Source organism: Alkalicoccus daliensis (assembly GCF_900103955.1).
Lineage (GTDB): Bacteria > Bacillota > Bacilli > Bacillales > Salisediminibacteriaceae > Alkalicoccus > Alkalicoccus daliensis.
The window spans coordinates 38,849-53,380 of the sequence record NZ_FNIL01000016.1 but is presented as its reverse complement, the minus strand read 5'-3'; the positions used below and the strand labels follow the sequence as shown (position 1 = coordinate 53,380).

Annotated in this window: 12 protein-coding genes and 1 tRNA gene; 7 read left to right on the top strand and 6 right to left on the bottom strand. The window is 43.2% G+C overall.

Going from position 1 to position 14,532, the window contains the following annotated elements:
• Window positions 1-100 precede the first annotated feature (100 nt).
• Window positions 101-1,540, bottom strand: coding sequence for an alpha-amylase (locus BLP92_RS16555; protein WP_280138108.1), 1,440 nt, complete (start codon window positions 1,538-1,540; stop codon window positions 101-103).
• 578 nt (window positions 1,541-2,118) lie between these two features.
• Window positions 2,119-3,033 (bottom strand): homoserine O-acetyltransferase MetA, encoded by a 915-nt coding sequence (metA, locus tag BLP92_RS16550; protein WP_090844109.1) that lies wholly within the window; start codon window positions 3,031-3,033, stop codon window positions 2,119-2,121.
• A 195-nt stretch (window positions 3,034-3,228) separates the two neighbouring features.
• Here metA and BLP92_RS16545 point away from each other — a divergent pair, with 195 nt between their 5' ends.
• Both BLP92_RS16545 and BLP92_RS16540 read left to right on the top strand, forming a co-directional pair.
• Window positions 3,229-4,008 carry a Cof-type HAD-IIB family hydrolase gene (locus BLP92_RS16545; protein WP_090844106.1) on the top strand — a complete coding sequence of 260 codons (780 nt, stop codon included), beginning with the start codon at window positions 3,229-3,231 and terminating at the stop codon, window positions 4,006-4,008.
• A gap of 28 nt (window positions 4,009-4,036) precedes the next feature.
• Window positions 4,037-4,113 (top strand) — tRNA-Arg (locus tag BLP92_RS16540).
• A 45-nt stretch (window positions 4,114-4,158) separates the two neighbouring features.
• On the opposite strand, the gene BLP92_RS16535 is transcribed toward BLP92_RS16540, so the two are convergent.
• The gene (locus BLP92_RS16535; protein ID WP_090844103.1) at window positions 4,159-4,542 is read right to left on the bottom strand and encodes a hypothetical protein; all 384 of its coding nucleotides are present in this window, start codon (window positions 4,540-4,542) and stop codon (window positions 4,159-4,161) included.
• 340 nt (window positions 4,543-4,882) lie between these two features.
• Here BLP92_RS16535 and BLP92_RS16530 point away from each other — a divergent pair, with 340 nt between their 5' ends.
• The gene (locus BLP92_RS16530) at window positions 4,883-5,404 is read left to right on the top strand and encodes a DoxX family membrane protein (RefSeq protein WP_090844100.1); all 522 of its coding nucleotides are present in this window, start codon (window positions 4,883-4,885) and stop codon (window positions 5,402-5,404) included.
• Between the two features lie 296 nt (window positions 5,405-5,700).
• Entirely contained in the window at window positions 5,701-6,261 is a 561-nt protein-coding gene (locus tag BLP92_RS16525; RefSeq protein WP_090844098.1) for a general stress protein, read from the top strand.
• 72 nt (window positions 6,262-6,333) lie between these two features.
• Here BLP92_RS16525 and thrB read toward each other — a convergent pair whose 3' ends face one another.
• From thrB to BLP92_RS16510, 3 genes are read right to left on the bottom strand one after another with little or no spacing between them, the layout of a single operon-like run.
• Complete coding sequence (gene thrB / locus BLP92_RS16520) at window positions 6,334-7,266, bottom strand: homoserine kinase (RefSeq protein WP_090844095.1); 933 nt, start codon at window positions 7,264-7,266, stop codon at window positions 6,334-6,336.
• The gene (gene thrC, locus BLP92_RS16515) at window positions 7,263-8,327 is read right to left on the bottom strand and encodes a threonine synthase (RefSeq protein ID WP_090844092.1); all 1,065 of its coding nucleotides are present in this window, start codon (window positions 8,325-8,327) and stop codon (window positions 7,263-7,265) included. Before thrC ends, thrB begins: the two co-directional genes overlap by 4 nt.
• Window positions 8,327-9,625, bottom strand: a complete 1,299-nt coding sequence (locus tag BLP92_RS16510; protein WP_090844090.1) for a homoserine dehydrogenase — start codon at window positions 9,623-9,625, stop codon at window positions 8,327-8,329. Before BLP92_RS16510 ends, thrC begins: the two co-directional genes overlap by 1 nt.
• 821 nt (window positions 9,626-10,446) lie before the next feature.
• Here BLP92_RS16510 and BLP92_RS16505 point away from each other — a divergent pair.
• From BLP92_RS16505 to BLP92_RS16495, 3 genes are read left to right on the top strand one after another with little or no spacing between them, the layout of a single operon-like run.
• Entirely contained in the window at window positions 10,447-12,063 is a 1,617-nt protein-coding gene (locus BLP92_RS16505; RefSeq protein WP_090844087.1) for a GGDEF domain-containing response regulator, read from the top strand.
• Window positions 12,063-13,106 (top strand): HEAT repeat domain-containing protein, encoded by a 1,044-nt coding sequence (locus tag BLP92_RS16500; protein ID WP_090844084.1) that lies wholly within the window; start codon window positions 12,063-12,065, stop codon window positions 13,104-13,106. The genes BLP92_RS16505 and BLP92_RS16500 overlap by 1 nt, the downstream gene beginning before the upstream one ends.
• A complete protein-coding gene (locus BLP92_RS16495; RefSeq protein ID WP_175444336.1) occupies window positions 13,106-14,530 on the top strand; it encodes a glycosyltransferase family 2 protein in 1,425 nt (474 codons plus the stop codon). The genes BLP92_RS16500 and BLP92_RS16495 overlap by 1 nt, the downstream gene beginning before the upstream one ends.
• Window positions 14,531-14,532 lie beyond the last annotated feature (2 nt).

The following is a 14,532-nucleotide window of genomic DNA, read 5'->3' as shown; positions in this document are numbered from 1 at the left end:
AATATATAATGCCTTTCTTTTCAGCTGTGTGCCAGCTGGTCAGAAAGGCATTTTTTATGGGAAGAAAGAAAGGTGTCCTCACATGTAAAGAAGCTTATGTTTACTCAGTTTCCTGCACGTACACAGAAACACTTCCACCTTCGACAGGGAATTCTGCATTTCCATCGTCCCCGATCGTGATCTTATTGTCCATCGTACCCGTCATATCATGCCATGTTTCCCCGGCTCTGTGTTCTCCTACATGCATCACCTTGGCACCAGGCTCGCCGTTGGACATAATAACCGCACAGCCGGAATTTGGTTTTTCTTCTTCTCCGAACCGCACCCAGCCAATCGTATTAGGATGATCAAAATAGTCCTCCTGCGGTCCGTAGCTGAAATGAGATCTTGCATGCAGCAGCGGGTCCAGCATTTCCTGCTTTCCGTCCTGGGGCGCTTCGCCATCAATCCCATAATAATCACCGTAAAATACGCAGGGATAGCCATCTTCTCGGAGCAGAATCAGGGCATAAGCCAGTGGTTTAAACCAGTCATCCACCCAGGATTCCAGAGATTCGTTCGGCTGGGAATCATGGTTATCTACGAAAGTTACTGCCTGCAGCGGATGAGTGCCTACAAGTGTATCTTCAAAAATCGTTGTTAAATCAAAGTCAGGGCCCTGATTTGAAGCTTCAAAAAATTTATAATGGAGAGTAACATCAAACAGGTTCATTCCATAGTCAACATACTCAAGGAAAGTTTCGATTATCTCCAGCTCCGGCTGCCAGAACTCCCCTACAATGTAAAAATCATCTCCGTGGGCCTCTTTTACCGCTCCTATAAAGTCAGCAATGAAAAGATGGTTAATGTGCTTAATTGCATCCAGCCGAAAACCGTCCACCCCGGTTTCCTCTGCAAACCAGCTGGCCCAGTGAATCATTTCCTCTTTTACTTCGGGATGCTGATAATCAATATTGGCGAACATAAGAAAATCATAATTCCCAAATTCATCTACTACGTGATCAGTAAATTCTTTATGATCCCCGAGAATACGGAAAATCCCTTCTTCATCATTTGCAGCATCATAATCTGTACCATTAAAATGGTGGTGATGCCATACAAAATCTGAGTGTTTTCCGTCTCTTCCAGGAAAATTAAAATAAGTCCATCCCTCAATTTCGAAAGGTTCGGAAATTTCTTCTTCTCTATTATCAGGGTCTACTTTTATTACTTCGAATGTTTCTGTCTCATCGGCTCCGGCCTTATGATTCATTACAACGTCCGCATATACCTGCAGACCATGTTCATGGCATGCTTCCACAGCTTCAAGAAGCTCTTCTTTTGTACCATATTTGGTGCGGACGGTGTCCTTTTGATCAAATTCCCCTAAGTCGTAAACGTCATATGTAGCATAACCATTATCATCCTGTGAAATGGCTTTTGCTGCGGGAGGAATCCATATAGAATCAAAGCCCTTGCTTTTCAGTTCCTCTGCTCTCTCTGCAAGACGCTTCCAATGTTCGCCGTCGTTCGGGAGGTGCCATTCAAAAAATTGCATCATCGTTCTATTTTCTGGTAAATCCGCCAATTGAAGCCCCCCTTTAAATTAGAATATCTTATCTATACCCCCGGAAAGAAAGGAGCAAACAAATACAACATCTATATAAAATGAGAAACACAAAAAAAGTCATGGGAAACGCTCGAATCTCCCATGACTTTTTAATAAGAAAGGCACGCCTGCAGTTCCTTTAATTTCGCCTGCCGAGTTGGAGGCGGAGTTTTCTGCCATTACCAATCAGGAAATTTAACAGAGACACTCATGCAAATTTTTTGCACTATGAAGTATAAATATTAATACTGCTGTGTAACGAAGGAGAGGACGCACCAGCGCAGTTGGAGAATCCAAGTGTCCTTCTGGAAGGTCACGAAGCACGAGCGGAATCGATCCTGGTTCTTCAAGACAGCATGGCGGTCTCTGCCCTGCTGCCTGTGGATCGATGGAAGCCGTGCCCTGTGAGAGAAATTAGTCGAGAACAAGCCCTTGGGTAAACCTCTCCGTAAGTGAAACAGTATGATTACTTTTTTTAGCGAAATTTTTATTTTCAAGGCAGTCTTTCCATAAAACTTTTCCTGCACTTTCTATCTCCATTCATAAGGAGTCTGCTGGTACACATAATAGTTCAGCCAGTTGGAAAATAAAAGATGGGCATGAGAGCGCCACCGGTTCATTGGTGCTTCAGTAGGATCATTATTAGGAAAATAATGTGCTGGAATCTGCACACTTAATCCACGGTCCAGATCGCGTTCATACTCTTCTTTCAATGTAACAGTATCGTATTCGAGATGTCCTGTCGCCATAACATGTTTTCCGTCTTTTGACATCAGCAGGAACGGTCCGGCTTCTTTAGAAGCAGCCAAAAGCAGCAGTTCATCGTGCTCTTCAGAAACATCGATCGCTATATTCGTATGTCTGGAGTGAGGAGCAATAAATTCATCGTCAAAGCCGCGCAGCAGCTCAATTTTTTTCATGATCGGATCGATACGGTGACGGAAAATACCCGAGCATTTTTCTTCGAGAGGTACTTTGTCTATGCCATACAAGTGATAGAGTGCTGCCTGTGCGCCCCAGCAGATATGAAGGCTGGAAGTGACGTTTTCCTCCGCCCAGTCCATAATTTCCGTGATTTCTTTCCAGTAGAGCACATCTTCAAAAGTTAAATGTTCGATAGGTGCCCCGGTAACAATCATTCCATCAAATTTATGGTGTTTAATACTTTCAAAGTCTTTATAAAATGCTTCCAGATGGGATTTGCTTACATTTTTAGGTTCATACGTAACCGTACGTAAAAAAGTAATGTTTACCTGAAGCGGTGAGTTACCAAGAAGGCGCAGTAAATGTGCTTCTGTTTTCTCTTTCTCTGGCATCAAATTCAATATAACTATATTTAACGGCCGGATATCCTGCAGTGTAGCTCGTTCATCTTCCATTACGAAAATATTTTCTGTTTCTAAAATATCCTTAGCCGGTAGGTTCTTCGGTACATTGATCGGCACTGCAAAACACCCTCCTTAAGAAGCAAAAATTCTGATAACTTCTATTATAACAACTGGCAGGAAATCTACAATGCTTTTCTCTCCATGACCAAGAACTGTAAGCGCTTCCTGCAAAATCATTGGTTTGATACGCTGTACGATGCTTTCTATTTCAATTATAATAGGGGGAGCTGAAAAAAGAGAGGGGTAGTCAGGATGTCAGGACGCAAGCTTATTTTCTTTGATATTGATGGAACCTTACTGGATGAAGAAAAACACCTTCCCGCTTCAACAGAAGCTGCCGTGGCAGAATTAAAAGAAGCAGGACACTATGTAGTGATTGCTACCGGACGGGCGCCGTTTATGTTTTCCAAACTGCAGGAAAGACTCAAGATTAATTCATTTGTGAGCTTTAATGGCTCTTACGTAGAGTTTGAAGGCGAAGCGGTACATAAGCAGTCTTTAAATCCGGAAGAACTCAAGCGGTTTACCGCATTTGCAGCAGAAAACGATCATCCAGTTGTTTATCTGGATCATCTGGATATGAAAGCAAACGTTCCGCACCATCCTCACATAGAAGAAAGTCTAGGCTCCTTAAAATTTGACCATCCGGAATTAGATGAAACTTACCTGGAGGATCGGAATATTTATCAAACACTTCTTTTTTGTACCGATGGAGAGGAAGTCCCCTATGAAAAAGAATTTCCGGAGTTTGATTTTATCCGCTGGCATGAAGTCTCTACAGATGTTCTGCCCGCGGGAGGTTCAAAAGCTATCGGGATTGAAATTATCATGAATAAACTGGGGATGAAAAAAGAAGATGTATATGTGTTCGGAGACGGGCCGAATGATGTAGAAATGCTTTCTTTTACAGAAAACAGTGTAGCCATGGGAAATGCCGTACCGCAGGCAAAAGCAGCGGCAGCGATTGAAACAGCGCATGTTAATGACGATGGGATTGTGAAAGCACTGCGTCAGTTTGCATTAATTAAATAGGGAGAAGAAATACTTCTCCTTCTCTCAGGACCCTGTAGCTCAGCAGGATAGAGCAGCCGCCTCCTAAGCGGCAGGTCGAAGGTTCGAATCCTTTCAGGGTCGCCATACATACTTTAAAAAGCACCCGGAAAAATCCTCCGGGTGCTTTCTTTATTCTTCATCTGTATTTTCTTCATTTTCTACTTCTTCCTCTTCTACGCCTTCTACGTTATTGTTCTGCCCTTCATTATCATCAGTATGCATTTCGTTGTCGACTTCGCTTTCTTCTGCATTTCCGCTTCCATCAATATTACTATTTCCATCTTCTTCTGCTCCATCATTCAGATTCCCATTGTTTTCTTCCATATTGCTTGTATCCTGTGTAGCATCATCGGCGTTTACATCTTCCATATTGTCTTCATCTGCTTCAGGAGCGTTATCATTCAGTACATTGTCAGGGTTTGCAGTATTATTTTCATTATGATCTGTATTATTTCCACAGGCACCCAGCGCGAAGACGGTGCTCAGGGAAAGTAGTAAGACTGCTCTTTTCATTTGAAATTCCTCCTGTTATGTTTAAAGTCAGTAAAAGTATCACTCTCCTTACAAAATACCCTTTTCAAATAATGGTTAAACAGAAGAGCGGATCAAGCCTGTGAGCCCATATTTGCAATTAACGTTGTAAAGTCAGCCGAATACAGTTGAATTATACATGTGAATAATTTCACAATTTATTCACAAAGTAATTGCTCATAATTTCACATGATGTGATATATTAAGACTATAGAAAAGTTGCTCATGATTTCACAATATCCCCAGATGATGCAGTGAATCAAGGCGCGCATGCATGAGCAGCCTTTCTTCCTAACTTAAAACTTTGAAGGAGGAACTTCTCATGTTTATGGACTTTTTAAGAAATAATAAGGTGGCAGCTGGAATACTTACTTTTATTCGTCTTTATGTAGGGTATGCCTGGTTAACTGCCGGATGGGGAAAAGTAATGGGGGGTTTTGATGCAGGTGGTTACCTCCAGGGCGTAGTCGCTAATGAAGCAGTAATGACACAGTACCCAACGTATCATGCATTTATTGAAAATGTTGCAGTTCCGAATGCAGGCTTGTTCAGTTTCATGGTAGCCTGGGGAGAACTGCTCGTAGGACTCGGTTTGATTCTAGGTGTCTTTACTACCGCAGCGGCATTTTTCGGGATCATGATGAATTTCGCGTTTATGTTCGCCGGTACCATCAGCAGCAATCCCTGGCTCGTATTGTTCACAATTTTCCTTCTCGCTGCAGGAGCAAATGCCGGCAGATTCGGCGGAGACCGCTGGGTGCTTCCTTACCTTAAAGCAAGCTTCACAGAGCGTGAATGGCTGAAAAATCGTCTTCCTCATAGAAAATATACAAAAGCAGCATAATTAAAGCCCCTCGAATTTTTTCGAGGGGCTTTAAGCTGGGCAAAATAAAATTTTGCTGCTAAATATACGATAGAATGTCTCTACCTTCATCGGCGCGGTAAATATTTTTTAGCCAATATATGTTAAAGATTAAATTGATGAGAAAAGGCTTATGACAAGGATTCTATCATCTTAAGCCTTATGAAAAAGTCACGAAATTTAATAAAATCACCCGATTTTATGATTAATGATTTCTGCTGCTGGGTATGGCTCCTATAGAACAGGATAATAATTAAAACTTATAGGAGGTTATAATCATGGAAAAAAAGATTGTAGGCGGAGTATTTTCAAATGAAGAGGAAGCAGTAAGAGCAATTGAGGCTCTGGAAAACCAGGGTTTCAAGCGAGATGACTTCTCTGTGTTTGCACAGGGAGATGATGCAGACGCGATCGGAGACAAAACAGACGTTGATGTAGCAGACTCTACTGACGATGATAATAAAGGAAAAAAAGCAGGTAAAGGTGCCGGTATTGGCGCAGGTTCCGGTGCAGTACTCGGTGGTGCAGCAGGGCTTGGTTTATTAGCAGTACCTGGTGCAGGACCATTCCTCGCAATCGGACCTATTGCTGCAGCGATTGAAGGCGGCGTTCTTGGTGCCGGCGGCGGCGGACTAGTTGGTGCGCTTACAGGAGCCGGTATTAACGAAGAGGACGCAAAAGAATATGACCAGTATATTAAAGACGGCAATGTTGTAGTGCTGGTAGAAGCAGATGAAAATCAGGAATCTGATGTGTATACAACATTCAGAGACAACAATACTAGGAATACGCATATGTACCCAGATCAGGATGCAGAGTCGCAGCGAGGCGGACTCTAATTCACCATATAAAAGCAGCCCTGGTATAAGGCATCACCTTATACCAGGGCTTTTCTTATTATGAAGGTAAACTTATTGCTTTCCCGAATTTACATAAGAATGATCTTTCTGCAGCACTTCAGTGACAGCACCCTCGGTATCCACCTCTACCTGCTCCACTACGTGTTCCTGGTAATGAGAGCGGAGCTGCAGCTGTACTTCTTTTCCTTTTCCTTTCGGTACAAAGAAAAGGATAATCGGTCCGGCGCCGCTCAGAGTAGCCCCGTAAACAGGAAGTTCTTTTACGAGCAGTTCTGCCCGCTGCCATTCCGGAATAGAGGGGAGTCTGTAAGGACGGTGGAAAAGGTCTTTTTGCATGACTTCTCCCGCGAGTTCCCAATTATCCTGCATAATAGCTGCGACCAGCACATTTGCAATACTGCTTGCGGCGACTGCTGATTTATAAGTGAATCCTTCCGGAAGGGTATCCCGGGACTCTTTTGTACTGAGTTCATAGGAAGGAACAACAGCAACAAGATCCACCGTCGGCACGCCGGCATGAACCAGATAGGTATCTTCTTCAAACTGGCTCCCGATCACAAGGCCTCCATAAATAGAAGGAACGACATTGTCAGGATGCCCTTCGTACAGGCTCGCCCAGTGGGCTTTATCTTCTTTCGTAAGCTTTAATTCACACAGTTCATTTACAAGCTCTATACCTGCTACAATCGCCGTCGCACTGCTTCCAAAACCTCGGGATAAGGGAATGTCGCTTTCCATTTCCACTTTTGCAGCTGGGAGGGTTACTTCGTACTTTTCAGCTACCCATGCCGCAATAATATAGATTAAATTATCTTTTCCGGATGGAATTCCCTCCAGGTGCCTGGAATGGCCGGTAAAAGACCATTCTGCTGCTGGTGTAACAAATAAAGTTAAATATTTACTTAACGCCATCCCTACGGAATCAAAGCCAGGACCTAAATTAGCGGTACTTGCCGGGACGCGGATTTTCCAGCCTTTTGTCATGAAGATTTCACCCGCCCGAGCATATGATCAAAGACCACCTGCTCATCGTTAGGCAGTTTTACCGGCTGCACCGGTGCAGTGTCGATTGCAGTATTCGGATCTTTTAAACCGTTTCCTGTAAGGACGGATACTACACGGGAGCCTTTTTTAATTTCTCCGGAATTAATCTGCTTGATCAGTCCGGCGATTGACGCAGCAGAAGCTGGTTCTGCAAATACGCCTTCTTCTCTTGCCAGAAGCTTGTACGCTTCTACAATTTCCTCATCTGTAACAAAATCAATTTTTCCGTTGGATTCTTCGGAAGCTTTTACTGCTTTATCCCAGCTGGCAGGGTTTCCGATACGGATCGCAGTAGCAAGTGTTTCCGGCTGGTCAATGATTTTATTCTGCACGATGGCAGCGGAGCCTTCTGCTTCAAAGCCGCGCATCTGTGGAAGGCCGGTCTGCTTCGCTTCATGGTATTCCTTAAATCCTTTCCAGTAAGCAGTAATGTTTCCTGCGTTCCCTACTGGAATTGTTAAAATATCCGGCGCACTTCCAAGTGCATCTACAATTTCAAATGCAGCCGTTTTCTGACCCTCAATACGGAAAGGATTGACGGAGTTCACCAGGGAAATAGGAGACTGTTTCTCCAGGTTGCGCACCATTTGGAGGGCATTATCAAAGTTCCCGGCGATGCTGACGATTTCAGCGCCATAAACCACTGCCTGTGCCAGCTTGCCCATTGCAATTTTCCCCTCAGGAATTACAACGAGACAGCGCATTTTTGCCTGTGCTGCATAGGCCGCAGCCGCCGCAGAAGTATTTCCCGTAGAAGCGCACATGATTGCCTCGCTTCCGGATTCTTTTGCTTTTGCAACTGCCATTACCATTCCACGGTCCTTAAAGGAACCTGTGGGATTTGCGCCGTCATATTTCACAAACAGCTCTACTCCTAATTTTTCTGAAAGGTGTTTTAATGGAAGTAATGGAGTATTTCCCTCCTGAAGGGAAAGCATCGGAGTTTCCTCCGTTACAGGTAAATATTGTTTATATTCTTCAAGCAATCCGCGCCATAACATTACTTCATTTCTCCTTCCGTACGATAGCTGCTCTTCACTTCAATTACTACCTCTTCTTCCTCAAGGCGCTTGAGCAAAATGTCGTAATCCTTTTTTGATACCTCATGGGTAACTAAAATAATTTCTGCGAGTTTTCCTTCATTCAAAGGAACCTGCAGTATTTTTTCCAGGCTTACATTGTTTTCATGGAAAAGTGCTGTTAATGCAGCAAATGTACCCGGCAGGTCTTTTGCGTGCAGACGGAGGAAATATTTAGAATGGATTTCTTCGTCTGTTTTTAATTTCTTTTCGTGCTGCGGAATCACCGCAGAGTTACCGCTGACGCCGAGCCTTTTATTTTTCAGGACTTCCACCAGGTCGGATACGACAGCAGTCGCAGTTGGAAGCTTACCGGCACCTGGTCCGTAGAACATCGTTTCTCCCACGGCTTCCCCGTATACATAGACTGCATTAAATTCATCATCTACGGAAGCGAGCGGATGCTCGTGTGGGACAAGTGTAGGCTGTACACTGACTTCCACTTTATCGCCGGTACGGTTTGCAATACCGACGAGTTTCATCGTGTATCCGAGCTGATCTCCATATTTTAGATCCTGGGAAGTAACGTCTGTAATACCTTTTACACTTACGTCGTCTAAATCCAGCCGCATTGAAAAGCCGAGTGTTCCAAGAATCGCAATCTTTCTCGCAGCGTCGAGGCCTTCCACATCCGCGGTAGGATCTGCTTCTGCATAGCCGAGCGCCTGCGCTTCCTTCAATACATCATCAAACAGTCTGCCTTCTTTCGTCATCTGCGTCAAAATGTAATTCGTTGTTCCGTTGACGATTCCCATCATTTTCGTAATGCGGTCGGAAGCGAGTCCTTCCACAATCGTTCGCAGAATAGGAATACCGCCGGCAACGCTTGCTTCATAAAACAAGTCACAGTTTTTCTCATTAGCTATTTGGAGCAGTTCACTGCCATAAAGCGCCATGACATCTTTATTTGCTGTGATTACGTGCTTTCCGTTTAACAAAGCCTGCTTCATATAGTTACGGGCTTCTTCAATGCCGCCCATTACTTCTACAATAACATCAATTTCATCATCTTCCAGTACCTCTGAAGCATTTTTCGTTAATTGTTCCGGTTTTACAAGATTCCCCCGGTCTTTTTCCAAATCGTTCACAAGAATCTTTTTTACCCGTACTTCAGCACCGATCTGATGCGATAATTTATCCTGATGCTGCTCGATAATTTCCAGCACGCCTGTGCCTACTGTCCCAAAACCGAGCAATCCTACGTTCATTACTTGTGCCATGCAACTATCACTCCTGAATGTCTCTATTTACAGTACAAATGTGTTTGTATAAAGGACATTATAGAGGGGTTTGATATAGAATACAACAGAAGATCTTTAAAAAAACCTATTAAATTGCTGTATGCGCTTACTTTAAGCATGATATCCCTGCATGCTTTCCATCCGGCAAAAGAATTCAGGCTGTTTATAAATTAAACTATCTTGAAAATAAAAAGTTTTACTGAAGAAGAAAAAGAAGTAATTATTCAGCTTCACTTTCGGAGAGGCTTACCAAGGGGTTGTTCTCTCCTTCGTTACACAGCAGTATTAATTTTCATACTTCATGGTGCAAAAATTTTGAATGAGTATCTTTTTTAATACTTATTTTTAATAAGAGAAGACTTTGCTGCAACCGACCTTCTGTGAACGGGCTCCTCCGCTTCCTCGCTTCGTTCTTCTTTTGGCGAAAATAAGCCCTTCGATAAGTCTTCGCTGTGAGAGGAACAACGAATAAAACTGTCCGTTTTTTTGTAGGGTAATTTTTTGTTTTTGCAGCATCTGAAAACAATGCACCTGGCAAGAAATTTTTATATAACTGCCATGTGAAATTTTCATAGCATAGCCCTCGGATAATCAAGAATTATTTTGAATAGAATAAAACGAAAAGAATATTCCTAAGGTGTATAGAAAAAATTCCCTGTTTCAACTAATGCAATAAGTGAATATAGTCTACAAGTGTTATTTTTTCTCGTTTTTTTTTGAAATAAAGCCTATAATAGTTGTAACGTTATAGGAGAAAAATCCTTAAATTGGGCAGAACGATAAGGAGAGGACATCTTTACATGGAAAAATATAAACAGATGATTTACAGCAGAATCGAATCCACCTATGAAGGGTGGCTTACAGCAGAGTATATTCGGGAGAAAGAACTTTATCGCTTTTTCCATAATATTAAAGGGACCGCTGGAACAATAGGGATGAGCGGGATACATGATACAGCCGAAGAAAAATTAAATCTTCTGGCTGAAGACTCAGAGAGAAAATGGACACAGAAAGAATGGAAGCCTCTCCTCAGTGAACTGCTGCCCTACGCAGCTGTCGAGGAAATAGAACCGGTGGAGGAAGAGAAGCTGGAAGAAACTAAAGCAGAACCCTCTGTGCCCCTGATCCTAATCATAGATGATGATGTTGAATTCGCTGCATTTCTAAAGGATTTAATGGAAGACAATGGCTATCAGGCACTGATTGCACTTAATGGAGAAAAAGGAATTGAGCTGTACTATGAATTCAGCCCTCGTCTGGTGATATTGGATTATTGTCTTCCGGATGCTGATGGAGTGGAGCTTTTAGCGCAGATCACAGAAAAAGCTAAGCATGACTTTACACCCGTTATTATGCTGAGTGCAAATGCTACACAGGAAAATCGAATAAAATCCTATCAGCTTGGGGCGATGGATTTTCTTAGTAAACCAATTCAGCGGGAGCTGTTTTTTCCGTTTGTGGAAAATCGTCTTGCGCTGCAGGAGAGGATTTGGACTTCCGCTCTTCAGGATGAACTTACAGGCGCAAAAAACCGCAAGTTTATGATAGGAGAAATGAAAAGCTTAAAAGAAAAAATGGAGCGAAGCGAAGTAGAACGCTTTACACTCATGCTGCTTGATCTGGACCACTTTAAAAAAGTAAACGATACTTACGGGCACGTAATTGGAGATGAAGCGCTGCGCCATTTTGTACGTGAATTACTTAAAGTGTCCGGGCCAGGTGATCTCGTCTGCCGCTATGGCGGGGAAGAATTCGTTTTAGTACTTCCTAATACGACAGAAGCAGAAGCTTATCGAACTTCAGAACGATTGAGAACGCTGTTGGAAAAAGAAGCTGTTCCAGGAACAAAAGATTTAAAAATTCAGTTTTCTGCAGGTTTAATAGAAGTTCTTGGAGAAGCACCTCACTCGGAAGAAATCCTTGAAAAAGCCGACAAAGCCCTTTATGCTGCTAAAAAAAGCGGAAGAAATTCCACGCTGAGCTATCATTCTTCCATGGAGGATTCAGCAGGAAAAGGTGTAGTGCATATTATTATTGTGGATGACGATATAGTTGTCCGCGATATTATCCGTCATTATATTGAAAGACGCACCGAAATGGCAGGGAAAGTCATCCGGTTCCACAGCTACCAGGACGGGGCTGCTTTTCTGGAGGATGAGTGGTATGTGGAAGGAGATTACTTTTTTCTTTTATTGGACGGCATGATGCCAAAAATAGACGGCATAGAAGTGCTGAAACAAGTACGGGAAAAATATGAAAAAGAAAACATTCTTGTAGCAATGCTTACAGCCCGTAAAGGGGAAATTGAAGTAGCGCGTGCGCTGGAGATTGGTGCAGATGATTATATGGTAAAACCTTTCCGCGTTAGAGAAGTAATGGCGAGAATGGAAAGACTGATGGAAAGGGTGTTTAGCTGATGACCTGGGCATGGTGGATGATAGGCATCTTCCTGTTATTACAGATTGTATTGTTGGCATATCTTTTAGTGTCGAAAGCAAGGAGCATTCGTTATGAGGCAAAGCTGGATACGCTTTTTGATGAACTGCTCCCTGAAGTAATTGCATATTCCGCAGAAGAAAGTGCAGCGCTGCCGGATCTGCCGAAAGACAGAAAATTGAGGAAGGAAGTGCTCGAACTTCTTTTAAGCCGATTATCTACGATAACACAGGAATCCAGAGAGCAGGAACGTCTGCATCAGCTGGCAGTGGAAGAACTACAGCCTCTTTATAAAAAGATGCTGCTGAAAGGTTCCTGGTCTGCACGCATGAATGCTTTGTACTTTATTGAGGATTTTGCACTGCAGGAAATGCAGGATGATATCTATCTGCATGTACGCAGGTTAAGTGAGGAGCAGGATGAATTCAGGCAGGCAATGAGAACTCTTGCCACGCTTTCTGATCCGAGAACAGTAGAATTAATAATGAACTGCAATAGAATCAGTCTCACGTTTATCAAAGAAATTCTCCGGAGATTTGATGAAGACCAGCTGCATGAGCTGAAGACAGCGCTGGATGCTTCTGAAGAAAGCAACGAGCTGCTGCTGCAGGCATTTCTGGTACACGTTGGAGAACGGCACTTAATAAATTTTTTGGAAGACGTCGAGCAAGCATTGGAAAGTGACTCCAAGGAAATAAGGTTAAAGGCCATGAAAAGCATTATTTTTTACCAGTTTATGATGCATCCGGAAAAAATAAAAGTATTTATGACTTCTCCGTATTGGGAAGAAAGAATGTATGCCTGCAAAGTGACCGCTGCGCTTTCCAAAGAGACGTGGCGTGAGGAGCTGATGGAACTGCTCGGCGACCAAGAGTGGTGGGTGCGTTTTGCAGCCGCAGAGGCATTAAATACTTTTTCCGATGGAATGATCATCCTGGAGTATGCGAAAAACAATCACAAGGATCGATATGGACGTGATATGGCAGCACAGATGCTTACCACATTTACAGAGGTGAATAAATAATGGACTGGGTGTCATTGCTGTTAACTATCATGGCTTATGCAATTATTGTTTATATGATTATTGTTTGTGTAATTTATGTGGCACTTTTTCTATTCTCAAGCCCTAAAATTCACCGGGAGCATGGGCTCCATAGAGAGGAACCGATTGAAGAGCTGCAGGAAAGCCAGGATACCTATCCTGTTTCGATTCTCGTACCTGCTTACAATGAAGAAGTGGGGGTAGTCACAACGGTGCGTTCTTTACTCGCCCTGAAATATCCCCAGTTTGAAATAATTGTAGTGAATGACGGGTCAAAGGATGCTACAAACGATAAAATGATCAAAGCGTTTCAGATGAAAAAAGTGAATTCTGCAATTAAAATGCATTTTCCAACAGCAGAAGTCGTTGCTGTCTACCATTCAGAAATTTACCCAAACGTAGTGCTTGTGGAAAAAGAAAATGGCGGGAAAGCCGATGCACTGAACGCTGGAATAAACATTTCCAAATATCCATACTTCGCAGCGATTGATGGAGATTCTATTCTGGAACGTGATGCACTGCTGAAAACGATGAAGCCGATTATCGATTCGAACGGAAATGTAACGGTTACGGGAGGCACAGTTCGCATTGCCAACGGCTCAAAAATAAGGCAAAGTGTCGTCGAGCAAATTGCGCTTCCGAAACATCCGCTTGCAATTATGCAGATTGTTGAATATTTCCGGGCCTTTCTTATCGGGCGCCTGGGCTTGAGCCGGGTAAACGCCTTACTGATTATTTCCGGGGCGTTTGGAGTATTTGAAAAGGAACGGGTAATTCGTGCCGGCGGATATGAAACCAAAACTATCGGGGAAGATATGGAGCTTGTAGTCCGCATTCACCGCATGCTGAAAGATGAAAAATCAAAGCAGCGGATCGAATATATCCAGGACCCGGTCTGCTGGACAGAAGCACCTTCTGATATAAAATCGCTGAAATCCCAGCGGATCCGCTGGCAAAAAGGGCTGGCGGAAACCTTATGGCGCCATAAAAAGATGATGTTCAATCCAAAATATAAAAGTATTGGGTTATTTTCCATGCCCTACTATTTATTCGTGGAACTGCTGAGTGCGGTGTTCGAGCTGCTGGGCTATGCGATTATCATTCTGGGAATATTTTTTGGCCTGGTCAATCCGCAGGTGACATTGCTGATGGTAATTGTAACGGTGCTGTATGGTTCCCTGCTTTCCGCCCTGGCAATTTTACTGGAAGAATGGACCTATCATAAATATCGGGATTTAAAAAGCGTAGTGGTCCTGTACGGCTGGGCGCTGACGGAATCTTTTTGGTACCGTCCCTTTATGGTATGGTGCCGGGTGGTAGGGTTCTTCTCCGTTTTAAAAAAGAAACAAACGTGGGGAGAGATGAAGCGTACCGGAATTAGTGAAGACGAAGAAAAGGAGTTATAGAA

Excerpts from the sequence above, each read along its gene's own strand:
- thrB (WP_090844095.1), bottom strand. The coding sequence starts at position 7,266 with ATGACAAAAGGCTGGAAAATCCGCGTCCCGGCAAGTACCGCTAATTTA.
- BLP92_RS16525 (WP_090844098.1), top strand. The coding sequence starts at position 5,701 with ATGGAAAAAAAGATTGTAGGCGGAGTATTTTCAAATGAAGAGGAAGCA.
- BLP92_RS16535 (WP_090844103.1), bottom strand. The coding sequence starts at position 4,542 with ATGAAAAGAGCAGTCTTACTACTTTCCCTGAGCACCGTCTTCGCGCTG.
- BLP92_RS16555 (WP_280138108.1), bottom strand. The coding sequence starts at position 1,540 with ATGATGCAATTTTTTGAATGGCACCTCCCGAACGACGGCGAACATTGG.
- BLP92_RS16500 (WP_090844084.1), top strand. The coding sequence starts at position 12,063 with ATGACCTGGGCATGGTGGATGATAGGCATCTTCCTGTTATTACAGATT.
- BLP92_RS16545 (WP_090844106.1), top strand. The coding sequence starts at position 3,229 with ATGTCAGGACGCAAGCTTATTTTCTTTGATATTGATGGAACCTTACTG.
- BLP92_RS16510 (WP_090844090.1), bottom strand. The coding sequence starts at position 9,625 with ATGGCACAAGTAATGAACGTAGGATTGCTCGGTTTTGGGACAGTAGGC.
- BLP92_RS16495 (WP_175444336.1), top strand. The coding sequence starts at position 13,106 with ATGGACTGGGTGTCATTGCTGTTAACTATCATGGCTTATGCAATTATT.
- BLP92_RS16505 (WP_090844087.1), top strand. The coding sequence starts at position 10,447 with ATGGAAAAATATAAACAGATGATTTACAGCAGAATCGAATCCACCTAT.
- BLP92_RS16530 (WP_090844100.1), top strand. The coding sequence starts at position 4,883 with ATGTTTATGGACTTTTTAAGAAATAATAAGGTGGCAGCTGGAATACTT.
- thrC (WP_090844092.1), bottom strand. The coding sequence starts at position 8,327 with ATGTTATGGCGCGGATTGCTTGAAGAATATAAACAATATTTACCTGTA.